Here is a 22668-nt window from a genome sequence, read left to right as displayed (position 1 = left end):
AACCGAACCCACGTCCGCCTGGGTTTTTAACATGCGTTATGAGGGCATGCATTGGGAGCCGCCGATGGGACAAGCGACGCCATTACGCGCGACAGCGCTGATCGTTGAAGACGACGCCATGCAGCGGGAGATGCTTTGTGTCCTGCTGGAGGAGAGCGGCTACCAGGTCATCCAGTGCGAAAGCGCGGAGGCAGCCGAGCGCGTCCTCGACAAGAACGCCGGCGCGCTCTGCCTGATGCTGACGGATGTCCAGCTTGCCGGCCGCATGAATGGTGTCGAACTCGCGCATGTCGCCAAGCACCGCAATCCCAAGCTCGACGTCGTCGTCACTTCGGGGCGCCCTTTGAAGCAGGCCCTGCCCGACGGCGCCAAGTTCTGGGCCAAGCCCTGGGCGCCGCTCGACGTGCTGCGCGAGGCCGAGATCGCTCAGCTGTCCTGACCCGCTCGCTTTCTCGAAGCGCGCTGCGGTGATAGGGTCGGCCCATGACCTGGTCCTTCCTGCTCACCTCGCTCATCGTCGTCGCTTCCCCCGGCACCGGCGTGCTCTACACGCTGGCCGCGGCGCTGACCCGCGGTTCGCGCGCCAGCGTGGCGGCCGCCTTCGGCTGCACGCTCGGCATCGTGCCGCACATGGCGGCGGCGATGCTCGGCCTTGCCGCCGTGCTCCACACCAGCGCGCTCGCCTTCACCGCGCTGAAATGGTGCGGCGTCGCCTATCTGCTCTACATGTCCTGGCAGGCGCTGCGTGAGACGGGGGCACTGGCGGTTGGCGGCGCCATCCGCGAAGGGTCGAGCAGCCGCGTCATCGTCACCGGCTTCCTGATCAACATTCTCAATCCGAAGCTGTCGATCTTCTTCCTCGCCTTCCTGCCGCAATTCATCGCGGCGGACGACGCCCATGTGCTGGCGCGCATGCTGGAATTGAGCGGCGCCTTCATGGCGATGACCTTCGCGGTGTTCGTCCTCTACGGCTTCTGCGCTGCCGCGGTGCGCGAGCGCGTCATCTCCCGCCCGGCCGTCATGGCCTGGCTGCGCCGCAGCTTTGCCGCCGGCTTCGCCGCACTCGGCGCCAAGCTGGCTTTGTCGGAGCGGTAGGCCTTCTTCAGCTCTCCCCGCGAGGAGCGGGGAGGAGGAATTCCACGCAATAAAAAAAGCGGGCCTTGCGCCCGCCTGCGATTGACCCGACGCCCGGGCGGAGCTTAAGTCCACCCGGGCAAAGAAACAGAAGCCTCGTTACTTCTTCTTCGCCTTCTTGGCCTTTTTCGCCTTCTTCTTCGCCGCCTTCTTCGCTTTCTTAGCCATAGTATCCTCTCAAGGGTTAATGGTGGAACGCGACACGAGGGATGCTCGGCGGAGGGCCAGCCTCGCAACATCCTCGACCACAAACTCAGCAGATTCGGAGCCGGCTGCCCCGCGTCGTCACATCCGTGTCATCCTGTTATCCACAGCTCAGATGCATTTTCGGATGATTTTAGGTCGCGAATTCGCGTCACGCGTCAGCACGGCGCCATCGGCGGCAACAGGCTTAACGATCCGACAATTGCCGCGTGCCGTTCATGAATCCAAAACCAAGGATGCGTTTTCGCGTGTCGCAGTGAGACTCCATTAAGCGCAACCGCCGCATTGTCTTCCGCAAGAAAGCGGGGATGGGTCATGGACGGACGGCTGCCGGGAACGGGGGGCGGGACGCAGCGCGTGCGGTGCGCGCCATGCTGAACGTACCGACATTGTGGACGGTCTTCGTCGTCAACTTCCTGGCGCTCGGCGTGATCTGGGCCTACGTGACGCGCTCCTATCCGAATTTCGCGGCTGCGCGGTTCTGGATGGCATCGGCCTTCGTCGGTGCAGGCGGGGCGGTGCTAGCCCTGATTGGCCTTTCGGCCATGTCGCCTGTGCCGCTTCTGATCGCCGGCGCCGGCATCATCGCGGCGAGCTGCTTTGCCGCAATGGGCATCGAACGCTTCTACGATCGGCCAGTGTCCTGGCGGTTCATGGTCGCGGCGGGGGTCTTAAGCCTCAGCGGAGTCGCTTTGTTCAAGTTCGGCTTCGACCACATGCCCCTGCGGATGCTCTGCTACACGCTCGGGCAGTCCTTGCCGCTGTTGCGCTCGCTGGACTTGTTGCTGTCTCCGCCGGAAGGGCGAGCCAGCCCGGGCGCCCGGCTGTCCGGCATCGTCATCATCGCCATGGTCGCGACGTTCTGCACGCGCGTCGTTGGCAACCTGCTCGACTACGATTTCTCGGCTGTGGCCGGCGGTCAGAACCATGCCATCATGGTGCTCGGCCTGCTGTTCCTGTCGATGACGCTCAATTTCGGTTTCCTGCTGATGGCGATGGACCGGCTGCGGGGCGAGGTTGCCGACCTCGCGCTGCTCGACGATCTCACCGGCGTCGCCAACCGGCGGCATCTCTTGCAGCGCCTGTCCGAGGAATGCGCTCGTTCGATGCGTAGCGGCGAGGCGTTCTCGCTGCTGGTGATCGACCTCGACGGCTTCAAGACCATCAACGACACCCATGGCCATGCGGCCGGCGATGCCTGCCTCAGGCACTTCACCCTGATGGCGCAGACGCGTCTGCGGCCCGGCGACATGCTCGCCCGCACCGGCGGCGACGAGTTCTGCATCGTGCTGCCGTCCTCGTCCCTGCGTGAGGCTGCCGCGATCGCCCGCCGCGTGCTCGAAGTCTGCCGTCAGGATGCCGCCAGCTGCAGCGGCCGCGACATTCCGATCGCGATCTCGATCGGGGTCGCGGAGTGGGATCGCGGTATCGGGGAATTCCCCGACAGGCTGATGGCCAATGCCGACCACGCCCTCTATGCAGCCAAGAAGAACGGCAAGAACGATTTTGCGGTCTATGACCCTGCCCCGCCGCTGTCGCCCGAGTCTGTCGGGACGGTGAGGACATTCGCGTAAAGCCTGTTAGGCTCGACGTCGCATCGGACCTTGCATGATGATCTTTCGCCTGCTCGCGGCCGTCCTGGCCGCTCTCCTTCCGATCGTCCCCGCCGCTGCTGCGGATGCCGAGCTCGCCAGGCTCGCGCGCGCCTCCGGCACGCCGGACATCCCCGGCCTGAAGATCGTCTGGCTGGCGCCGTGGGGCGACGTCGCTAGCGCAAGACCCTGGCGCAACATCATCGTGCACCAGACCGAGGGACCTGCGGGCTCGGCCCGCGGCGGCGCCCAGGCCCAGGCGAAGAACCCGACGCGGCGCGGCGTCACGGTCTGGGTCGAGACCGACGGCACGGTGTATTGGGCGGTCGCCGAGAACCTCGTGCCGACCCACGGCGACGGCGCCAACCGCAACGACAACAAGTACATCGACAACCGGCCGACCTACCGTCAGGTGGTGCGCGACAATTCGATCGGAGTCGAGTTCGCCGGCAATTATCCCGACGTGACGACGGGGCCGACGGAGGCACAGGTCGCGGCGTGGAAGATCCTCGTGAAGGTGCTGCGCGCGCGCTACGACATCCCGCTCGACCGCGTCTACGCGCACAACTGGATCGACTACAAGGACGCGCGCTATTGCGAAGGCTGCATCCTCGCGACGATGGCAAGGGAATGGGGGGAGTAGTCTCCTCCGTCATTCCGGGGCGCGCCTGTTGGCGCGAACCCGGAAATCCATTCGTCCACCAACTCTGCGACCCCTTGGATTCCGGGCTCGCGCTCCGCGCGCCCCGGAATGACCGGAACCGGCTGAACCGCCCGCGCCATCCAGCCGAACTACCGCACCACGCCAAAAAAAGCCGGCGTTGCCGCCGGCTTTTCGTCTCTTTCGATCCGCCAATCTCTGGCGCTGAACCCGCGCTTAGTGCGCGGCTTCCAGCGCGGCCTGTTCGGCCTTTGCGATCGTGCCCTTGACCGCGGACTGCACCTTCTCGAAGGCGCGGACCTCGATCTGGCGGACGCGCTCGCGCGACACGCCGAACTCGGCAGCAAGGTCTTCCAGCGTCATCGGCTCATCGGCGAGGCGGCGGGCCTCGAAGATGCGGCGTTCGCGGGGGTTGAGCACACCCATGGCGCCGTTCAGCGCGTCACGGCGGTGATCATATTCCTCGTGCTCTGCCATCATGGCTTCCTGGTTGGGCGTGTTGTCGACCAGCCAGTCCTGCCATTCGCCGGCTTCGCCGTCGTCGCGGATCGGTGCGTTGAGCGACGCGTCGCCGCCGAGGCGGCGGTTCATGTCGATCACGTCCTGATCGGTGACGCCGAGGCGCTTTGCGATCATCTTGACCTGGTCGGGGCGGAGATCGCCTTCGTCCAGCGCGTTGATCTTGCTCTTCGCCTTGCGCAGGTTGAAGAACAGCTTCTTCTGGTTCGCGGTGGTGCCCATCTTCACGAGCGACCACGAACGCAGGATGTACTCTTGAATCGACGCCTTGATCCACCACATGGCGTAGGTGGCGAGACGGAATCCCTTCTCGGGTTCGAATCGCTTCACCGCCTGCATCAGGCCGACATTGCCTTCCGAGACGACCTCGGAGATCGGCAGGCCGTAGCCGCGATAGCCCATGGCGATCTTGGCCACGAGGCGGAGATGGCTGGTAACGAGTTGGTGCGCCGCGTCGCGATCGTCATGCTCGCGCCAACGCTTGGCGAGCATGTACTCCTCCTGCGGTTCCAGCATCGGGAACTTGCGGATCTCGGCGAGGTAGCGAGAAAGGCCGGATTCTCCGTTAAGAACCGGCAAAGCAGCGGTACGGGCCATAGTGCGCCCTCCAAAGGTTCAGGCCCCCGATAGCGGCGGGCCAGGCAGACGACCGCTGTGTCAAAGCCGGCCGGGCTGCGATGTTCCGCGTTGGTCATTTCAACGCAGGCGCAATATACCCTATCGGGGCGCAAAAAGGGAAGGATTGCTGACGTCACGTCCCCGTGTGGCAGCTATAACTTTTTGTAATGTAAAGGTTTTCTGAAGCGGCCTGCGTCATAGCGCCGCTTTGAGCGCTTGTTCCAGGAGAAGCAAATCCTCCGGCAAAGGCGCCTCCCAGTGGAGTAATTCTCCCGTCCGCGGGTGCTCCAATGCCAGCAGGTAAGCATGTAAGGCCTGCCGCCCCAGCGCTGCTAAAGCTGCCTGCGACTCGGGGCCGAGCTGGTTGGCCTTGGTCTTGAAATGCGGGCCATAGACAGCATCGCCCATCAGTGGGTGGCCGATATGGGCGAGATGGACGCGGATCTGATGGGTGCGGCCGGTCTCGAGCTCGCAGGCGAGCAGGGCGGCCACCGGCTTGCCGTCGCGCCCCGCAAAACTCTCCAGGATCTCCCAATGCGTCACCGCCTCGCGGCCGCCCTGGCGCACCGCCATTTTCTCGCGTGCATGCGGATGCCGGTCGATCGGCGCATCGACGGTGCCGCGATGCCGGTTCGGCACGCCCCAGGCAAACGCCATGTAGCCGCGCCGCATCGCACCGGTGCGGCCATGGTCGGCGAATTGGGCGGTCAGCGAGGCGTGGGCGAGGTCGTTCTTGGCCACCACCATCAGCCCCGTCGTGTCCTTGTCCAGCCGGTGCACGATACCGGGCCGGCGCACCCCGCCGATGCCGGAGAGCGAGCTGCCGCAATGGGCGATCAGCGCATTCACCAAGGTGCCGGACTCGTGGCCGGCGGCGGGATGCACCACCAGTCCCTTCGGCTTGTTGAGCACGACGATGTCGTCGTCCTCGAACACGATGTCGAGGGCGATCTCCTCCCCCTTGGGCTCGGCGGGCGCCGCCTCCGGCACGTGGATAATGATCGTATCGCCGGATGCGACGTGATAAGCGGGGTCGCGGACCGCGGCGGCTTTCAGCTGCACTGCGCCCGCCAGGATCAGGGCTTTCAGCCTCGATCGCGACAGCTCGGGCAGGCGCGCCGCCAGCACGCGGTCGAGCCGGGCCGAGCCCTCGTCACCGGCGACGACAACCTCCAACCTTTGCGCTGACCCAGAGCTATTCATGACGACGTCTGACACCGCTGTTCCCGAACCGACCCCCGAGCAGGCCGCGCTGTTCGCGCGGGTGCGGCGGATGATGCTGATCGCGGGGTTGACCACGGCGCTGGCGATCTGCGCCGTGCTGATCGCGGTGGGCTACCGCCTTTTCAAGTCGGAGGGAAGGGCGGGCGAGCCGGCAGGCGATGTCACCGCCACCCTGCCCAAGGGCGCCAAGATCGTCTCGACCGGGGTCGCCGGCGACCGCCTGTTGGTTACGCTGGATCTCGGCGGGGTCATCGAGATCCGCACCTTCGATGCCCACACCCTGAGGCCGGCCGGACGGCTGAAATTCGCCACTGAGCCGTAAAAGGCCCGTCGGGGTCCTTGCGGCGGACAAATTTCGAGGCTATTGGCTAGCCCTCACGCTCCCTTCGTCTAGCGGTTAGGACGCGGCCCTCTCAAGGCTGAAACAGGGGTTCGATTCCCCTAGGGAGCGCCAAATTGCCACCATTCAGAACAAGACTGCGAACTCTGTGTCTTCCGCTGGAAGACTGACGATCTTCCGACCTCCAGCAATCTTTGGCGGTGAAGGGAAGTCCGGGTATCGTTCGCCCGCCCAATCATCGAAATCGTTCCGGTTTGATTACCGCCATGGACTCCGCCATGGCTCGTCCCGCGGGCTACGGGGACACGATAGTACCCGCACGCTTCGAAAGCTGCGTGACGAATGGAGCAGCTAGATTTTAGGGATCTGCCCGAGGATGCGCTGGTTCTCGTCGATTTCGCTGCCCATCATCTATGTCCTCGAGGGGCACCCGAAATTCGGACCCGCGCTTCAAGCCGCTCTTCGAAGCCCATGGATCTGGCCACCTGCGCTTCGCCGTGACGACTATCACCGTCGCCGAGGTGCTGACCGGGCCTCTGCAGGCGGCTGATGACGCGCTCGCTGCCGCGCGAGCCAGCGTCGATCAATGAGCAACGGCTGCACGGGCGGAGGCCCAGTGGCTTCTGACGAAATCCTGGATGTGCTCCGGCACCGGCATGGCGTCGATGTCGCAACGTGTCTGGATTTCCTCCGCGAGCTCTCTCGAGACATCCTTCGACCAATGCGCCGTCGGGTCGAATGCAACGATGCGGACCGGATCGTTGAAATGACCGCCGACGAGATTGGCGATGATGGTTTCGAGATCGGCGCGTTCGACCTCGAGCTTCCGGCGCGCACGGCCGGGCCGTCCCACGACGTTGTCGACGATCAGATAGAGGATTCTGCGAGCCGCACTCCGATCAGCCGCATGTCGGTCGGCCATCGGCACCAAGCCATTTCCAACCATACGCGCCTCCAATGCAGATAGAGCCGGTACTCTGTCCGGGGTCGGACCAGCCTGAATTGATCAACCGCAACGATGTGTAGTCCGCCGACTGCGGATGCGCATCAGGACCAAAGTAGGATCAAGACCAAAGTAGGATGACGCGTCGCTAGCCCTCAGTAAGATCGACCCCGCCATTGAAGGGCGAGGACGCGGCGATCGTGCACGCGGGCCGACCCGGCGAAAACCGGAAGGGAGCGATGCATGTTCGTGACCGTCGTTGCAGTTCTCTGCCACCTTGGCGGCGCCGCCGCGGGCAGTTGCGTCGAGGAGATCGTGACCGACAGCAGCGTGACGCCCGACATCACGTTTCATGAATGCATGAAAGGGGCGCAGGCGCCGCTTGCGAAGTGGATGGGTGAGCATCCGCTTTATCATTCAAATTGGCGGATCGAATGCTACAAGTGCGTGCCGGGTCACTATGAGATCAAGGGCCGGGCATAGGGGCGGCCGATCGATAGTGGCCTTTGCTGCGCTTCCCGAGGGCTTACGGGATCCTTGCCACAACGCCGGCTACAATCGGCGCCGGCATGCACCTCTTGCATCGCGCCTCGCACGGCCTCAGGCCTTGACCAAGTCCCCCAGCAGGTTCGCCGCCACCGTCAGCTTGGCGAGCGTCAAGCCGCTGGCAGCAATTTCCTCGACCGAGCGGCGGATACGCGTCGCTTCGGGGTGCGCCACGAGCCATGTCTCGACGGCCGCATGCCCGGACTGGCCGGTTGCCAGCATATCCGCGGCCAGCCTTCTTGCGGCGCCGGCGATCTGCTCAACGGCGCGATCGATGGCCATACGTTCGAAATAATCGTTTGCCGGAACGCTGCGCGCGGCAGCAACGATGCGGTCGAGACGGAAATTCGCCTCGGCGTTGAAGAAGGTCGCGGCGGCATCGCCGATGGGGCGCGCGCTGCGCTCGGCCACCGTCACGATATCGGGTGCCGAGACCAGAGCGTCGAGATCGGCGAGCTCGCCGGCGAGGCCGGCCGGGACGCCGGCGTCAGCGAGTTCCTGCCGCCGCTTGCCGCGCGCGGCCTGCAAGTCCGGCGGCAGGCTGGTGTCGAGCCCGGCGACGATCTGGCCGATTGCCGGGCCAAAGCGCGCGACAACGGCCTCCAGTCCGTCCTTGAAGTCGACATTGCGCACGTACCAGACCATGCGGGAGAGCAGGAGGTCCTGCACAGAAGCATAGAGGGACAGCTGAACCTGCCCGTCGATGCAGGTGTCCAGTGCATCGATCGCGTCATTGAGCGATTTCAGTCCGTAGCATTCATCGACCGCTACATAGGCCATGACGATGGTCGGGATATCGGCGTCCGTCTCGTCGATCAAGCGCACGACACAGGCCGGGCCGCCGCGGTTGATCACCGCATTGGCGAGACCGGTCGCGATGATCTCCCGCCGCAGGCGATGCAATTCGGCCGCTGTCGGGAATTTGTCCTGAATCTCGCGCGGAAAATATTGAGAGAGTTCGCGGGCAAGATAGGGATCGTCGGGCACGCCGGTGACGAGCAGGTCGCCGTAGAGGGTCAGCTTGGCGTAGGCGAGCAACACGGCAAGCTCGGGCCGCGTGAGGAACTGGCCGCGCCGTGTGCGCTCGGTGAGCGCTGCGTCGTCGGGCAAGTACTCCACCGCGCGGCTGAGCAAACCGCGCTGCTCGAGCGACTGCATCAGGCGGGTGAGGAAGCCGGTCCCGGCCACGCCCTGGCGCTCGGCGAGCGAGAGCGCCAGCGTCTGCAGATAGTTGTTGCGCAGCACCAGCGCGCCGACCTCGTCGGTCATTGCGGCGAGCAGGCTGTTGCGGTCAGTGGGGCTGAGGCGCCCCTCGCGCTCGGGGCGCGCCAGCGCGATCTTGATATTGACCTCGACGTCGGACGTGTTCACGCCGGCCGAATTGTCGATGGCGTCGGTGTTGAGCTTGACCCCCTTCTGCGCCGCTTCAATGCGGCCGCGCTGGGTGACGCCGAGATTGGCGCCTTCGCCGATCGCCCGGGCGCGGACGTCGGCGCCGGTGATGCGAATCGGATCATTGGCGCGGTCCCCGACCTGATCGTCGCTTTCCGCCGACGCGCGAATATAGGTGCCGATGCCGCCAAACCACAGCAAGTCCGCGCGCGCTTTCAGGATCGCCGTCATCACCTCGAACGGTGTCGCCTGCGGCTTGTCGAGATCGAGCAGGGCGCGCGCCTCGGGGGCGAGCGGGATCGCCTTGAGCTGGCGCGAGAACACGCCGCCGCCTTGCGAGATCAGCGACTTGTTGTAGTCCTGCCAGCTCGACCGCGGCAGGTCGAACAGACGCTTGCGCTCGGCGAAGCTGATCGCCGGATCGGGCGAGGGGTCGATGAAGATGTCGCGGTGATCGAAAGCCGCGACCAGCTTCGTCGCCGGCGAGAGCAGCATGCCATTGCCGAAGACGTCGCCGGACATGTCGCCGACGCCGACAACAGTGAACGGCATGGTCTGAATGTCGGTGCCGAGCTCGCGGAAGTGGCGCTTGACCGCCTCCCAGGCGCCGCGCGCCGTGATCCCCATCTTCTTGTGGTCGTAGCCCTGGCTGCCGCCGGATGCGAAGGCATCGCCGAGCCAATGGTTCTTCTCGGCCGAGATCGCGTTGGCGACGTCGGAGAAGGTGGCGGTGCCCTTGTCGGCGGCCACGACGAGGTAGGGGTCGTCGCCGTCATGGCGCACGGTCAGGTCGGGTGGCACGATGATGTCGCCGCCGAGATTGTCGGTGAGTTCGAGCAGCGAGCGAACGAAGATGCGATAGGCTTCGGTGCCCTCCGCGAGCCACGCCTCGCGATCGGAGGACGGCGGCAGGCGCTTGGGCACGAAGCCGCCCTTGGCGCCGACCGGCACGATCACGGCGTTCTTGACCTGCTGCGCTTTCACCAGGCCAAGGATCTCGGTGCGGAAATCCTGCGGCCGATCGGACCAGCGCAAGCCACCGCGCGCAACCTTGCCGAAGCGCAGGTGAATACCTTCGACACGAGGTGAATAGACGAAAATCTCGTAGAGAGGTCGAGGAGGGGGCAGGTCCTCGATCTTGCGCGCGTCGAACTTGAAGGAGATCACCGGACGCGGATGTCCGTCCTGGCCGACCTGCCACAAATTGGTGCGGATGGTCGCCTGCACCAGATTGGTGAAACGGCGCAGGATGCGGTCTTCATCCAGCGAGGCGACGGATTTGAGCTGCTCCTCGATTTCGGCAAGGAGAGTCGTCTCGCGCGCCGAACGCTCGCGATCGGTCAGGACGAGGCGCGGATCGAAACGCGTCTGGAACAGCGCGACGAGGTTGGCTGTGATCGCGGCGTTCTTGCGCAAGGTCTCCCACATGTAGTCCTGGGTGAACGGAGCGCGGATCTGGTGCAAGTAGCGCGATAGCGCCCGGATGGTCGAGACTTCCCGCCAGCCCAGGGCCGTGCGCAGGATCAAGGCATTGTACCCGTCGGATTCGGCGCGATCGGTGACCACTGCCATGATCGAGGCTTCCAGGCGATGGCTGAAGTCCGGGCTGATCTCGATCGGCTGGCCGTCGCTGGTCTCGATCGTCATATCGTGCAGCCAGATCGGCTCGGGCCTGTTACCGGGCACGATCTGATAGGTGCGTTCGTTGACCACGCGCAGGCCGTGATTTTCGATCACCGGCACGCGGTAGGACAGCGACAGCGGTGCCGCGTCCGAGAAAACCTTGAGGCCGAAGCGCCTGGGATTGTCCTCGCGCTCGAAGCGGTGAACCGAAATCGTTACCGGACGGGCAGGCGTGAGCTTCTCGATGGCCGCGATATCGGCGATCGCCTGTTCTGCCGTGAATACCTCGGCATAGCCGCCGCTAAAGGCCTGGGCATAGCGATTGGCGAGCATTCGTGCCCGCATGCCGTCGGTCGACGCAGCCAGCGCGGCCTTCAGCTTGTCGGCCCAGGTCGCGGCAATGGCGCTGATCCCGGCTTCCAGCGTGGCCTGCTCGACGAGGGGCGTCTTACCTTCGTAGCGCCCGATGATGTAGTGGACGCGCGCCAATGCTCCTTCGGGGAAGGACACATAGGAGGCCGACAGCGTCCCCCGGTAGACCTGCGCCAGGAAGTTGGCGACGCGTGTGCGCACGTCGGTGTCGTATTTGTCGCGCGGAATAAAGACGAGGATGGAGACAAAGCGATCGAACTTGTCGACCCGCGCCAGTGCCCGGATGCGCGGGCGCTCATAGAGGATCAGGATTTCTATGACGAAATTGTAGAGCGTGTCGACGTCGATCTGGAACAGTTCGTCACGCGGATATTCTTCGAGAATATGCTGGAGTGCCTTGCCGGAATGGCCGCTCGGGTCGAAGCCGGCGCGCTGGAGCAACCGCGAAACCTTGTGGCGGACATAAGGGATCTGTCGTACCGAGCGGGTATAGGCGCCTGAGGTGAACAGGCCGACGACGCGCAACTCGCCCTCGAGCCGGCCGTCGGGCGTATAGAGCTTGATGCCGACATAGTCCATCCGGATGCGGCGATGGACGCGGCTACTGACATTGGCCTTGATGACGATCAGCAGGGTAGGCTCGCGCATGAACTCGCGGATTTCCGTCGTCATCACCACCATTTCGCTGCCGCGGCGCAGCACCTTCACGTCGGGATCGCGCAAGATGCCGAGGCCTTCGCCGGTTGTAATGTCGTCCGACGCCTCGCTGTCGGGCGAGAAGCGATATTCGCGCACGCCGAGGAAGGTGAAATTGTCTGCGCAGAGCCATTGCAGGAACTGATTGGCTTCGGCGACCTCGTCGATCGGAAGCGGCGGAGGATTGGAAGAGAACGTCTTGATCGCTTCCTCGACGCGGTCGCGCATGGCGCGCCAGTCGGCGACGCAGGCGCGGACGTCGTTCAACGTGCTGGTGAGGCCGTCGATCAGCTTCTGACGATCCGCATCGGCGTCCAGGCGGGTGATGTGGAGATGAATCAGGCTTTCGCGTGCGCCCTTCGCTCCCTCCGGCAGTGCTTCGCCGTAGAAGCGCAGCAGCTTGCCCCTATCATCGCGCTCCACGGCGATGACCGGGTGAGCAACAAGGGTGACTTCGATGCCCTGCTCGGCGAGCTCCGCCATGGTGGAATCGAATAGGAAAGGCATGTTGTCGTTGAGGATTTCGAGCACGGAAATCTCGCGCCCGTTCGGCAACGTCGGATTGACGACGCGGATATCGGCGCTGCCGGCCGTGCGGCGCTGCACGTGTTCCCAGGCTTGCTCCGCCAGGAGGGCAAGCGAAGCGGCATCGTAATTGGCGAGATCCTCGATATTGGTGTAGCCGAACAAGGGCTCGGCAAAGGCCCGGGGGCTCTTGCCCGCTGGCACGCTGCCAGCTGCATCGCGGATCAGGGTTGCCCGGGCCTTGTCGTCACGCCATGCCATAATGTCCCTCCATTTGCCGTGCCGTCCGACCGCAGGTGCGATCATCAGCTTGATTCTGGAGTGCACCTCTTCGAGCGCCGCGATCGAGTGCTGCGCGAAATCCTCGGTCCTCGAAAGCTTCGATGGCTTGCAACGACAATACTACGATCCCGGAGCGAAAGGCGCACGCTGTCGTGAGGCGTGCTGAAATCCCTACGACAGTGGAGGCCGAAGTCGGGCCGACGGCAATCGAATCATTCGGGCAGAAAAATCACAAGCAATTTCAATTGTGTATGGGTTCGGGGCTTTGTTCTGAATGGCGCGCCATTTCGGCTCGAACGTTCGCGCGCCGATCAGCTGGAACGGCGCCATTCTTCCGCGGTCAAGGTTTCCAGCTCGGCGAAATAGGCCTCGTTCGGATCCCGGTCCGAATTCGCCTCAACGCCATGGCCCGGCTTGGCCTTGCTCACCAGATCGTGCATCTGGGCGGCGAGCACCGAGCCGATCGCATGAATGGCCTCGTGACGATCCAGCCCTTCATACATCAAGCGCTGCGCGATGCGTCGCACCGGCAGTTCGGCATCGGCAATCTGGCTCTCCACGATAGCGTGAAAGACAGCATGTGCTTCCGCGCGCGGGACGCGGATCCGCGCACGGCGATGGTACTCCATGACGAGATCGATCCGCTCCTGTTCGTCCAGCGCAAGCCATTGTTCGGGGTCAGGCTCCGCGAACGGATCGTATTCCCGAAACGCTCCTTGCGCCTGCTCATGGACCGGAAGGGCGATTTCCCGCTCCTGCGGACCGCGTCGGTGCAATCCGGATGGGAGTTCGGCTGCGCTTTGTGAGTTGAGACAGCACTTCTTGAACTTCTTGCCGCTGCCACAGGGGCAGGGGTCGTTTCGTCCCACTTTCTTGTCTGAACTCACCATCGGAACGCCATCTCTTGAATGACAAACTCCCTTCCAGGCGATGGACCACCTGGAACAACGACGAGCCGAGCAACTTTTCCGCGCCGGCCATGGCCAGAGCGGCGGCATTGTCCGGATCGTTTACTCCCTCAGTTCGCTCAGGCCCAATTCCGTCCATAGCCACGTGAAATCGTAACTTTCCATCGGGTTGTTCGGATCGGAAGGGTTCGCCGACCGGTTCTCCATGAGCTTGAGCCACTCGATGACCTTGATCCGTCCGCCTGCCGTCTTGACCGCGGCACGCGGTGTTTGTCCGCCAAGCGCGGGAACTGGTTGATCGAGCACGTCGCGGTAGTGCCGGTCCATGTAATCATGGACGACGGCGCGCTGCTCGTCCTCGGGAATATCGAGCTGCGGCGGCGCGCCGGAATTGCGCGATGCCATGATTTGCTCGATCGATTCGGTCCTGACCAGGGGTTTCCGCAGACGTCTGCCGAAGACATCGGACAGCAGCGCGCATCCGCGGTCGCAACGCTGCTTGGAGTTGGTGCTGAGCACCAGCGTCCTGTCGTCCAGCCTTATGTCTGCGAGCACGAGCGCGTCCTCGTCCGACCACGTCTCGAAGGTGAGCGTTCCCGGCGACGGCCGATCGTGCTCTGATGCCGTGGCGGCCGGTTTGGCAACGTCCCCTGCTTCGGCGACCCAGCTCCAGGACGTCGCGCTTGTGGCACGAAACTCCGGGCGCGATTCCAAGAGGGCTCTGATGTCATGCTCGGCGGTGCGGGCGGAGAGCGGGAAGCGCGCCTCGCACAGCATCACTTCGTCTCCTTCGGCGTTCCGCAAATCGGGAATCCTCGGTGACTGAATTCTGTCAATCGCGTCGATGAGCCAGAATGTCGTGAAGATGGGAGCGGAGACACGCAGCCTTTCGGTCGGGGAAAGCTCCATGAATGCTTCTTCATCGAAGTCGTATCCGTTCGCCTCGGCAAGCTCCCGCTTCTCCTCGCTGCTGAGCGAGTCGAGCTTTTCGAAGGACTCGAGGAGACCTTCCGACGTCTCGTGGTCGAATACCAGCAAGCCGCCGCCGATCTCCGTTCGCGACCCAACCTGAATCACGCGGGCGGCAATTCGGTCCCAGGGTTTCAGGCTTTGAGTCGCGCTGCGCTCGCTGATCAGAACCGGCTCGCCGCCGCGGATGAGATCCCGCGCCAGAAACGAGGTCCCGCGGACGATGTCGCTGACCTCATAGAGGCTCATCACCGAATGTCGCAGCCCGGCCAGGTAGGTGCGCACCGATGCGGATTCCTTCCAGCCCCGCCGTTTCAGATAATCGTCAAGTGCGCTGCCGCCGTCCTCGAACTCACGAGTCAGGAAGTCTTCGAAAGCGCAGGCCCACACCGTGCTCATGAACAGGTCTTCGCCGAGGGTCGAGACGATTTCATCCACCTCAAGCCCGGTTTCGTCGCAAGCCTCCATGAGATGATCTTCAAGGGTCGCCTCAAACTGGTCGGCCCAGCGATCGCGCATGGACCATTTGATCAGCCCGTCGAGGATATGCTTGGTGGCCATGTTGCTGCTCGCATGTTCGAGAGCCTGATCGCGGCTTCGGATGTGACTGTACCGCAGGTTAGCAAGCGTACGCCAACGGCGCGATCCGGAACCGGATCGTTCCGGATGACATCAACTGTCTTTTACGTCGCGCTCGGACGCGCGTATGCCGTGTCGGAGCATTGGGACGGCGAAATATACAGCCATCTCAATTGGATAAGGTTCGCGATCGTGTTCGGAACGGAGCGCCATCTGATCCTAACCCATTGAAAACCTGCTCACTCCAGGCAACGATGTGAGCCTGGAGAGACCGCCCTGCTGAGCTCACAAGGTGGTCCGCAATGGTGCTCGCGGTCGTCACATGGCAATCCTGATCCCGAGTCTCGGCTTCGCGCGCTTCGACAGCCGTGGGGAGCTACGGCTGGCGGAACGACTGAAGGACTTCCTCGAAGAGAACGCCGTCGTTTGGCATAACCTGCCTGTCGGCCCTCGCAACCGGCATCCGGATTTCATCATCATTCATCCCGCGAACGGCCTGCTCGTGCTCGAGGTGAAGGACTGGCGCCTGGAGACGATCGTGTCGGCGGACAAGACGAAGGTCGAGCTGCTGACAAGTCGTGGTGTGGTGCGGGAAACCAATCCGCTGGAGCAGGCTCGCAACTATGCGTTCGAGGTCGTGCGCACGCTGGAGCGCGACGGGCAATTGTTGTTTCCGCCGGGGCATCGCCTCGCCGGCCGGCCCATCGTTCCGTTCGGCTTTGGGGCCGTGTTCACCAACATCACGCGCAAGCAGTTCGACCAGGCCGATCTCAAGGAGGTGTTTTCCGAGCATCTCTGCCTGTTCAAGGACGAGATGACGGAGGGCGCGGACCCCGAGGAATTCCGGTCGAGATTATGGCGCATGGTCCATCCGCGTCTCGAAGAGCCGCTGTCCCTGCCGCAATTCGACCGGTTGCGGGCGCTGCTGTTTCCGGAGATTCGCATAAGGCAGATTGCGCTGCCCTTGGACGATGCCACTGGCGCCGATTCCTCGGACCGGACGCTCGCGGTCATGGACCTGCATCAGGAGCAGTTCGCGCGCAGTCTGGGCGAGGGGCATCGCATCATTCGCGGCGTCGCCGGGTCGGGCAAGACCCTGATCCTCGCCTTTCGCGCCGAGTATTTGGCACGTGCGGCGGCAAAGCCGGTGCTGATCCTGTGCTACGCCAACGGCATCGCCGGCCGGCTCGAGGATGCCGTGCAGAGCAGGGGCGTCGAGGACCGCGTTCAGGTCCACACCTTTCACTCGTGGTGCTACCGCATGCTGCGGACGTATGGGATTCCCGTCCCATCTGATCGAGAGTATCCGGACTATGCAGAGCGCCTTGCTGCCAGCGTTTCAGAGGTCGTGAAGGCGGTCGATCGAGGCCATATCCCAGCGGAGCAGTACGACGCCGTCCTGATCGACGAGGCGCACGACTTCGAACCGCAATGGCTCGCGCTCGCGGCCAAGATGGTGAACCCGCGCACCAAGGCACTGATGGTCGTCTACGACGATATTCAGGCCATCTATAAGGGGCGTGAACGCCCGGTGTGGAAACAGGTCGGAATTGAAGCGAGCGGCAGAACGACCGTGTTGAAGGTCAATTATCGCAACACCGCCCAAATCGTTGCCTTCGCAAGACGCTTCGCCGCGGACGTCATCGGCGCTCCCGGCATCACGGCCGACGACGAGCAGGCCATTCTGCTGCCGGAAGATGCGGGCCGGCAGGGCCTGGAGCCGGACGTGCGGCGGTGCGTGAGCATCGACGCAGAAGCTCACTGCGTCGCCGAGTGGTTTCTCGACCGGAAGAAAGCCGGCTACGAGTGGTCGCAGATGGCGTGTCTCTACCCGGAGCACTGGATCGGCGGGCGCGTCGCGCAGATCCTCGCCGGGCATGGCGTGCCGATCGACATCGCCAAGGACAATCGCAACAGGGTTTCAGTCAAACGGGTGGCCGTGCGATTCTTGAGTATGCACAGCGCGAAGGGGCTGGAGTTTCCCTGCGTCGCCATCGCCGGCTTGGGCCTGCTCGGCCGCCACGGCGAGGCCGTCGAGGAATGTGTCCGGCTGACCTATGTCGGGGTGACCCGGGCAACTCACGAGGCGCTCCTGACGTATTCGAGCGAGTCGGCATTGGTGCAACGTTTGATCGCCTGACGCCGTACAGCCGCTCCCTCACGCCGTCGTGCCGTCGATCGACCGCCGGATCACCCGCTGCACTTCCGCGTTCGACAGAAACAGATCGTGGTTGATGATGCCCCAGCCTTCTGCCGACGCATCGACCACGCGCACACCGAGCCCCGCGATGGCGGCCTTCTCGGCCGCACCGACCCGGGTCATGCCGCCTGCGAGCTGCCCCGACAGCGCCAGTGCACGATCGTTGGTCGAGGCGATCACGGTGATCTTGCCGGCGAGCGGACCGATGCGCTGGATCGCCGACGAGAACACGTCCATGTCGATGTCGGGGGCGGCAAACACCACCGCACCGATCTTGCTCGTCACTGTGTCGCCGTATCGCCCGTAGAGCTGACGCAGGCTTTCGAGCGTCAGCATGGTTCCCATGCTGTGCGCGACGATGTGCACGCGCCCCGCCCCCGGCGCCGACACCAGCGCCGAGAGCACGCGCTCGAAATTGTCGCGCGACCACATCGCGCTGTCGCGGTCATAGGCGTAGTCGAACAGTCCCGCCTTGGAAGGCCAGGAGAATGCCATGGTCCGGCCGCGGAACCTGATGCCATCGGAAAGGTGGGCCGCATCGAGCACCGCCGTCTCGAATGTCTGCTTGAAGCCGTGCACGTAGATCAGCACGTCCCCTCCGCCGGCCTCCGCAGCGAGATCGCCGGCATCGGCCGGTACCGGCTCGATCCGGTCAAGACGCCAATCCTCGAGTCCCACCGAGGCGAGCGAAAGTCGGCTCTCGTCCGGCGCCGTCAGCTTCGCCCGCGCGACCGTCATGCGCGCGGCCCGCTCCGGCCCGAACCAGGGTTTCGCGCGGGCGCCGTTCACGGGCTTGCGCGTGGTGACGACGAGCAATGTCGGGTCGACGGAGAGCGATGAGGCGTCGAAGCGCGCGCCGGTCGCACCGAGGCCAGCACATCCGCCGAGCGCGAGCGCGCTGCCTGCCGACAGGAGCCCGCCAAGGAGGGCGCGGCGCGAAACGGAACGACGGGAGTTGTCTTGCAGAAGACGACGGACGATCACACGGAACCTCAGGGAACTTTGCCCACCGTAACGCCGCCCCGCCCAGCTCCCTGAAGGAGAATGGGGGCGAGAAGACGGCAGAGCTGTGTCACGGCCGGTTCAGTAGTCCATGATCTCGACGTGTCCCGGGCGCCCTGTGTCTCCCCTGTGCACTGCGTGTGCATTCGTTCAGCGCAGGGGTCTTATGGGTGCCAGCTGGCGCCCGGTCTTCCCTGCGCCCTTTCCTTGGAGGGGGTGTGAAGCGGAGGATAGCTCGGGCGGATCATGCCGCGAGAACGAGACCGCGTGCGGGCTGCAACGGACTTCCGTTGGCACCATTTCAACTCACAGCGCTTCGAGCGCCTTGCGCGACGGCGCCATCGGCAGCCAGTCCGGAATACGGCGCTTGGCGAGCCAGTATGGCCGCCACGGCGACACCCAGCTTTCGCGATCCAACGGCGCGGTTTGCCAAGCATGTTGTCTCATGTCGATCTGCGACAAGTCGTGCTTGTGCAGCCATTGACGTGCCGCCCACCACAGCTCCTGCGATGCCGTCGCATTACCGGGACCTTCGAGCTCGACGATGTTCGGCAGCGGATCGCGGTAGCGGCGCGCGATTCGCAACGTCGCGACCCGTTCTCCGTCCTTCCGAATGCTCCAGAGCCGCGACCGATTGTGTGCGAGATCGCCGCCATACGAGTTGAGGCAATTCCGCATCGCCTTTGCCTCTTCGGTGATGGCGGCAATGCCATCCAGCGGCACGAATTCGTAACCTGCCATCCGGCCGGGCCGCAGCCACATATCGGCGATCGGCAGGCGGCCGAGATTGGTGTGCAAGGCAAAGACCGTTCGCCAATTCTCCGCGGCCGAACGTGCGGCATCGATCCGCAGGTCCGGCGTCCACGGCCTCTCGATCAGATCGTGCCCCAATGTCGTGGGCTGAGAGGAAAACCACGCCCAGAGACAGATGAGCCGCAACCGCGCACTCCTCACACGCTGCGGCTCGCGGACGAACTCACGCGCGATCCACGCAGCCATCGGCTCATGCGCGAGCTCGGCGGTGTCGGCGACGAGCTGAAGCCAGCACGGCGCGAGCTTGAGCGAGCGCGGAAGGTGGTTCGCGATCTGTCGGCGAAAACAGCTCGCCGTCAGGCAGGCGCGGGACCGGGCGCACGAATGCCTCCGGCGGCAGCTTGCGCAGCCACAGGGGCAGATCGGCAGGTGTGGCGGCTTGCGCGAGGGAAGCGCCGTCGACCACGCATGCTATCGCGCGCGCGGGATCGAGCCGTGCCCGCGGAACAGCCAGCGCGAAGAGAAGCGCGGGAAAGCTCGCGGCGAGATCGGCCAGGCGCGGGTGCCGCGCGGCCAGCGCACGTACGGCGTCCTGGAAGCGCGGATGATATCGCCGAAGCCTGCGTTCGAGCAGGTCGGAATAACCGGCCACCCGACAAGGGGACGGCAGGAGATTGGATGTCATGACGACAGGTTCGCGATCGCGGCCCAACAGGCACCGCGGCAGATTCGATTTGATATGGACAGTTGTGATCTGACCCGGGTCTCAATCCCGGGAGGGGCGCGTCAAATATCGCCCGTCGAACCCGGGAAGCGTGCAGTCGTAGACATGGTCGCCTCCAAGAAGAATGATTGCGTGCATCCAATAGCGTGGCCTTTCCCGGGATGCAACCCGAGACTGCATCCGCCGGCGCGATCCGGGCAATGGCTGTGCGGCGATATGCATGCTGCGTCGGCTTCAGTGGAGGTGGTCGTTGCCCTCAAAATCTGCACTATGCGCGCCGATGCGCCTCCGGAGCTGCTGCCGGGCCTTTGGAGGTCTTTGCAATAACTTGTCGGGGAGACGATATGAGCGGTTTGGTGATCTCTGGCGGCCGGGTGGTGGATCCCGCGAGCGGGATGGACGCCGTCGGTGATGTGGCGGTGGTGGACGGCAAGATCGCCGCCGTCGGCACGGGTCTCGGCGGCGCGGAGCGAGTCATCGACGCCACCGGCCTCGTGGTGGCGCCCGGCTTCATCGATCTGCACGCCCATGGCCAGTCGCTTCCGGCCGACCGCATGCAGGCGTTCGACGGCGTCACCACGACGCTCGATCTCGAGGCCGGCGTGCTGCCGGTCGGGTCCTGGTATGAGCGTCAGGCGCGGAAAGGCCGCGTGCTGAACTATGGCGCGGCCACCAATTGGGCCTTCGCCCGCATCGGCGCGATGACGGGCTCCAACGCGGAGAGCTCGCTGGAAGCCTTCGGCAACGCCATGCGCGACCGCCGTTGGATGGACAACGTCGCAACCGATGCAGAGGTCTCAGGCATCCTCGAGCGCCTCACTCGCGGCCTTAACGAGGGCGGCATCGGCATCGGCATCCTCAATGCCTATGCGCCCGGCGCCGGCGTGCAGGAGCTGACTGCGGTGTGCCAGCTGGCCGCGAAGCAGGACGTGCCCACCTTCACCCATGTCGCCTTCATGTCGCGCATCGATCCCGAGAGCGCGGTTGAAGCCTATATCCGCCTGATCGGCTATGCCGGCGCCACCGGCGCGCACATGCACATCTGCCATTTCAACTCGTCGAGCAAGACCGACGTCGAGCGCTGCCGCGTGCTGATCGAGGAAGCGCAAGGACAGGGCCTGCCGATCACGGTCGAGGCCTATCCTTACGGCACCGGCTCGACCGTGCTGGCCGCGGCCTTCTTCAGCGATCCCAAGTTCGTCGAGCGCAACGGCACCGGTTACGATTCCGTGCAGCGCGTCACCGACGGCTATCGCTTTCACGACCGCGAGGAGCTCTTGAAGGCGCAGGCCGAGGAGCCGTCCTCGCTGGTGCTCTGGCACATCCTCGACACCGAGAACAATGCGCACCACCGCGACCTGCTCGACATGTCGGTGCTGTATCCCGGCGGCGCAATCGCGTCCGACGCGATGCCCTGGACGCTGTCGGACGGCTCAACCTATACCGGCGATGCCTGGCCGCTGCCGGATGATGCCACCTCGCATCCGCGCTCGGCCGGCTGCTTCACGAAGTTCATCCGCGAATGGGTGCGCGAGCGCAAGGCCGTGTCGCTGCTGGAAGGCGTACGCAAATGCGCGCTGATCCCGGCGGAGATCCTGTCGCAGAGCACGCCGGCGATACGGGCCAAGGGCCGGCTCGCCAAGGACGCCGATGCCGACATCGTCGTGTTCGACTACGAAAGACTTTCCGACCGAGCCACCTTCACGGCGATGAACCGTCCGTCGGAAGGCGTGCGGCACCTGATCGTCAGCGGTCAGGTGCTGATCAGCGATGGCATTCTCGATGTGACGGCGCGGCCGGGAAAGCCCGTGCGGCGCCCAATCGTGGAGGGCTGAGCCATGCCGGTCCCGGTTCTCCTGGTGACGGGTTTCCTCGGGGCCGGCAAGACCACAATCGTCAACCATCTGCTGGCGCATGCGCAAGGACGGCGCATTGCCGCCGTCGTCAACGATTTCGGCGCCATCAACATCGATGCGGAGCTGATCGCGGGCGCGAGCGACGGCGTGGTCAGCCTTGCCAATGGCTGCATCTGTTGTTCGCTCGAGGGCGATCTGCTCCGCACGCTTTCGACGCTGCTGCGGCGCAATCCCAAGCCCGACTACATCGTCATCGAAACCAGCGGCGTCGCCGATCCCGCCGACATCGTGCGCAATCTGATGGACCCGGTGATCCTGCGCGAGGCTCCGCTGGAGACGGTGCTTTGCGTGTTGGACGCGACGGCGCCGCCCGCTGCCCTCGACGACGCGCTGCAGCGCTCGCAGCTCCGCGTCGCAGATATCGTGGCATTGAGCAAGCTGGACCTGGCAGAGGAGGGGGCGGGTGCGCGGATGCGCCAAGCCATCCGCGCGCAGCGCGTGCCCGCGGGGGTGGTCGACGCACACCATGGCGAGATTCCGCCCGCGCTGCTGTTTCCCGCCGGCGCCGACCGCGCCCCGGCGCCGCGCGAGGTGGGACCGAAACGCCCGGCGGAGGAGCGCTTCGAAACGCTGAGCTGGACCTCGGACAAGCCAGTCTCGCTGCCGCGCCTGCAGCGGGCCATCAACCGCCTTGCGCCGAAGCTGGCGCGCGCCAAAGGCCTGTTCGAAACGCTCGAGCAGCCCGGCCGCCAGATGGTGTTTCAATTTGCCGCCGGACGCGCCACGCTCGCGCCTGGCGATGCGCCGGCACCCGGCGCGGCGCGGTCGCGGATCGTCTTCATCGCCGAGCTTGGCATGCTCTCCCGTGCCGAGCTCGACGAGATTATGAAGACGTGCGTTGCCGGCGGCTGAGGTGAGGCGGTAGGGTCAACCGCTTCCGCCGTCAGCCACCGTCTCTCCTCTTGCCGAGCGATCCGAGACCGAACATGCCCCCAAATATCCCACC

At 64.6% G+C, this 22668-nt stretch carries 18 protein-coding genes and 1 tRNA gene; 10 read left to right on the top strand and 9 right to left on the bottom strand.

The genetic code is table 11. The annotated features are described in order from the left end of the window. The first annotated feature begins 64 nt into the window (after positions 1-64). The 4 genes from HZZ13_RS11615 (at position 65) to HZZ13_RS11600 (ending at position 3573) form a co-directional block, all read left to right on the top strand. The gene (locus HZZ13_RS11615) at positions 65-439 is read left to right on the top strand and encodes a response regulator (protein ID WP_036044151.1); all 375 of its coding nucleotides are present in this window, start codon (positions 65-67) and stop codon (positions 437-439) included. A 44-nt stretch (positions 440-483) separates the two neighbouring features. Next, entirely contained in the window at positions 484-1095 is a 612-nt protein-coding gene (locus HZZ13_RS11610) for a LysE family translocator (protein ID WP_197959746.1), read from the top strand. Positions 1096-1709: 614 nt separating this feature from the next. Then, a complete protein-coding gene (locus HZZ13_RS11605) occupies positions 1710-2912 on the top strand; it encodes a GGDEF domain-containing protein (protein WP_197959745.1) in 1203 nt (400 codons plus the stop codon). Positions 2913-2946: 34 nt separating this feature from the next. Continuing rightward, on the top strand, positions 2947-3573 hold the full coding sequence (locus tag HZZ13_RS11600) for a peptidoglycan recognition protein family protein (RefSeq protein ID WP_197959744.1): 627 nt from the start codon (positions 2947-2949) through the stop codon (positions 3571-3573). Positions 3574-3807: 234 nt separating this feature from the next. On the opposite strand, the gene rpoH is transcribed toward HZZ13_RS11600, so the two are convergent. Then, the gene (gene rpoH, locus HZZ13_RS11595) at positions 3808-4707 is read right to left on the bottom strand and encodes an RNA polymerase sigma factor RpoH (RefSeq protein WP_157285013.1); all 900 of its coding nucleotides are present in this window, start codon (positions 4705-4707) and stop codon (positions 3808-3810) included. A gap of 216 nt (positions 4708-4923) precedes the next feature. After that, a complete protein-coding gene (locus tag HZZ13_RS11590) occupies positions 4924-5931 on the bottom strand; it encodes an RluA family pseudouridine synthase (RefSeq protein WP_197959743.1) in 1008 nt (335 codons plus the stop codon). On the opposite strand from HZZ13_RS11590, the gene HZZ13_RS11585 reads away from it, so the two are divergent. Beyond that, on the top strand, positions 5930-6274 hold the full coding sequence (locus HZZ13_RS11585) for a hypothetical protein (protein ID WP_197959742.1): 345 nt from the start codon (positions 5930-5932) through the stop codon (positions 6272-6274). The two genes, HZZ13_RS11590 and HZZ13_RS11585, sit on opposite strands and share 2 nt — an antisense overlap. A gap of 57 nt (positions 6275-6331) precedes the next feature. Then, positions 6332-6406, top strand: a tRNA-Glu gene (locus HZZ13_RS11580). A gap of 469 nt (positions 6407-6875) precedes the next feature. Here HZZ13_RS11580 and HZZ13_RS11575 read toward each other — a convergent pair. Beyond that, the gene (locus tag HZZ13_RS11575) at positions 6876-7238 is read right to left on the bottom strand and encodes a hypothetical protein (RefSeq protein WP_246504393.1); all 363 of its coding nucleotides are present in this window, start codon (positions 7236-7238) and stop codon (positions 6876-6878) included. Positions 7239-7478: 240 nt separating this feature from the next. Here HZZ13_RS11575 and HZZ13_RS11570 point away from each other — a divergent pair, with 240 nt between their 5' ends. Next, positions 7479-7718, top strand: coding sequence for a hypothetical protein (locus tag HZZ13_RS11570; protein ID WP_197959741.1), 240 nt, complete (start codon positions 7479-7481; stop codon positions 7716-7718). 117 nt (positions 7719-7835) lie between these two features. On the opposite strand, the gene HZZ13_RS11565 is transcribed toward HZZ13_RS11570, so the two are convergent. The 3 genes from HZZ13_RS11565 to HZZ13_RS11555 form a co-directional block, all read right to left on the bottom strand. Continuing rightward, on the bottom strand, positions 7836-12650 hold the full coding sequence (locus HZZ13_RS11565) for an NAD-glutamate dehydrogenase (RefSeq protein WP_197959740.1): 4815 nt from the start codon (positions 12648-12650) through the stop codon (positions 7836-7838). Positions 12651-12982: 332 nt separating this feature from the next. Continuing rightward, positions 12983-13561 (bottom strand): SEC-C metal-binding domain-containing protein, encoded by a 579-nt coding sequence (locus tag HZZ13_RS37620; protein WP_376707032.1) that lies wholly within the window; start codon positions 13559-13561, stop codon positions 12983-12985. Positions 13562-13681: 120 nt separating this feature from the next. After that, entirely contained in the window at positions 13682-15109 is a 1428-nt protein-coding gene (locus HZZ13_RS11555; protein ID WP_197959739.1) for a DUF7986 domain-containing protein, read from the bottom strand. A gap of 340 nt (positions 15110-15449) precedes the next feature. Here HZZ13_RS11555 and HZZ13_RS11550 point away from each other — a divergent pair, with 340 nt between their 5' ends. After that, the gene (locus HZZ13_RS11550) at positions 15450-17267 is read left to right on the top strand and encodes a DEAD/DEAH box helicase (RefSeq protein ID WP_197959738.1); all 1818 of its coding nucleotides are present in this window, start codon (positions 15450-15452) and stop codon (positions 17265-17267) included. Between the two features lie 18 nt (positions 17268-17285). Here the strand turns inward: HZZ13_RS11550 and HZZ13_RS11545 are convergent, their stop codons facing one another. The 3 genes from HZZ13_RS11545 to HZZ13_RS36755 form a co-directional block, all read right to left on the bottom strand. Then, complete coding sequence (locus HZZ13_RS11545) at positions 17286-18311, bottom strand: alpha/beta hydrolase (protein ID WP_197959737.1); 1026 nt, start codon at positions 18309-18311, stop codon at positions 17286-17288. A gap of 324 nt (positions 18312-18635) precedes the next feature. Further along, positions 18636-19268 carry a PcfJ domain-containing protein gene (locus HZZ13_RS36760; protein ID WP_246504392.1) on the bottom strand — a complete coding sequence of 211 codons (633 nt, stop codon included), beginning with the start codon at positions 19266-19268 and terminating at the stop codon, positions 18636-18638. Between the two features lie 64 nt (positions 19269-19332). Then, on the bottom strand, positions 19333-19767 hold the full coding sequence (locus HZZ13_RS36755) for a hypothetical protein (protein WP_246504391.1): 435 nt from the start codon (positions 19765-19767) through the stop codon (positions 19333-19335). 383 nt (positions 19768-20150) lie between these two features. Between HZZ13_RS36755 and HZZ13_RS11535 the strand changes: the two genes are divergently transcribed. Beyond that, complete coding sequence (locus HZZ13_RS11535; RefSeq protein ID WP_197959736.1) at positions 20151-21641, top strand: amidohydrolase family protein; 1491 nt, start codon at positions 20151-20153, stop codon at positions 21639-21641. A gap of 3 nt (positions 21642-21644) precedes the next feature. Continuing rightward, positions 21645-22574 (top strand): CobW family GTP-binding protein, encoded by a 930-nt coding sequence (locus tag HZZ13_RS11530; protein WP_197959735.1) that lies wholly within the window; start codon positions 21645-21647, stop codon positions 22572-22574. Positions 22575-22668: the final 94 nt, after the last annotated feature.

Origin of the sequence: Bradyrhizobium agreste, from assembly GCF_016031625.1 — a bacterium.
In the GTDB taxonomy this organism is placed as follows: Bacteria; Pseudomonadota; Alphaproteobacteria; order Rhizobiales; family Xanthobacteraceae; genus Bradyrhizobium; species Bradyrhizobium agreste.
The sequence above is the reverse complement of the archived record's forward strand: the minus strand, read 5'-3'. Positions and strand labels throughout refer to the sequence as shown.

Excerpts from the sequence above, each read along its gene's own strand:
- HZZ13_RS11615 (WP_036044151.1), top strand. The coding sequence starts at position 65 with ATGGGACAAGCGACGCCATTACGCGCGACAGCGCTGATCGTTGAAGAC.
- HZZ13_RS11610 (WP_197959746.1), top strand. The coding sequence starts at position 484 with ATGACCTGGTCCTTCCTGCTCACCTCGCTCATCGTCGTCGCTTCCCCC.
- HZZ13_RS11605 (WP_197959745.1), top strand. The coding sequence starts at position 1,710 with ATGCTGAACGTACCGACATTGTGGACGGTCTTCGTCGTCAACTTCCTG.
- HZZ13_RS11600 (WP_197959744.1), top strand. The coding sequence starts at position 2,947 with ATGATGATCTTTCGCCTGCTCGCGGCCGTCCTGGCCGCTCTCCTTCCG.
- rpoH (WP_157285013.1), bottom strand. The coding sequence starts at position 4,707 with ATGGCCCGTACCGCTGCTTTGCCGGTTCTTAACGGAGAATCCGGCCTT.
- HZZ13_RS11585 (WP_197959742.1), top strand. The coding sequence starts at position 5,930 with ATGACGACGTCTGACACCGCTGTTCCCGAACCGACCCCCGAGCAGGCC.
- HZZ13_RS11590 (WP_197959743.1), bottom strand. The coding sequence starts at position 5,931 with ATGAATAGCTCTGGGTCAGCGCAAAGGTTGGAGGTTGTCGTCGCCGGT.
- HZZ13_RS11575 (WP_246504393.1), bottom strand. The coding sequence starts at position 7,238 with ATGGTTGGAAATGGCTTGGTGCCGATGGCCGACCGACATGCGGCTGAT.
- HZZ13_RS11570 (WP_197959741.1), top strand. The coding sequence starts at position 7,479 with ATGTTCGTGACCGTCGTTGCAGTTCTCTGCCACCTTGGCGGCGCCGCC.
- HZZ13_RS11565 (WP_197959740.1), bottom strand. The coding sequence starts at position 12,650 with ATGGCATGGCGTGACGACAAGGCCCGGGCAACCCTGATCCGCGATGCA.
- HZZ13_RS37620 (WP_376707032.1), bottom strand. The coding sequence starts at position 13,561 with ATGGTGAGTTCAGACAAGAAAGTGGGACGAAACGACCCCTGCCCCTGT.
- HZZ13_RS11555 (WP_197959739.1), bottom strand. The coding sequence starts at position 15,109 with ATGGCCACCAAGCATATCCTCGACGGGCTGATCAAATGGTCCATGCGC.
- HZZ13_RS11550 (WP_197959738.1), top strand. The coding sequence starts at position 15,450 with ATGGCAATCCTGATCCCGAGTCTCGGCTTCGCGCGCTTCGACAGCCGT.
- HZZ13_RS36755 (WP_246504391.1), bottom strand. The coding sequence starts at position 19,767 with ATGACATCCAATCTCCTGCCGTCCCCTTGTCGGGTGGCCGGTTATTCC.
- HZZ13_RS11535 (WP_197959736.1), top strand. The coding sequence starts at position 20,151 with ATGAGCGGTTTGGTGATCTCTGGCGGCCGGGTGGTGGATCCCGCGAGC.
- HZZ13_RS11530 (WP_197959735.1), top strand. The coding sequence starts at position 21,645 with ATGCCGGTCCCGGTTCTCCTGGTGACGGGTTTCCTCGGGGCCGGCAAG.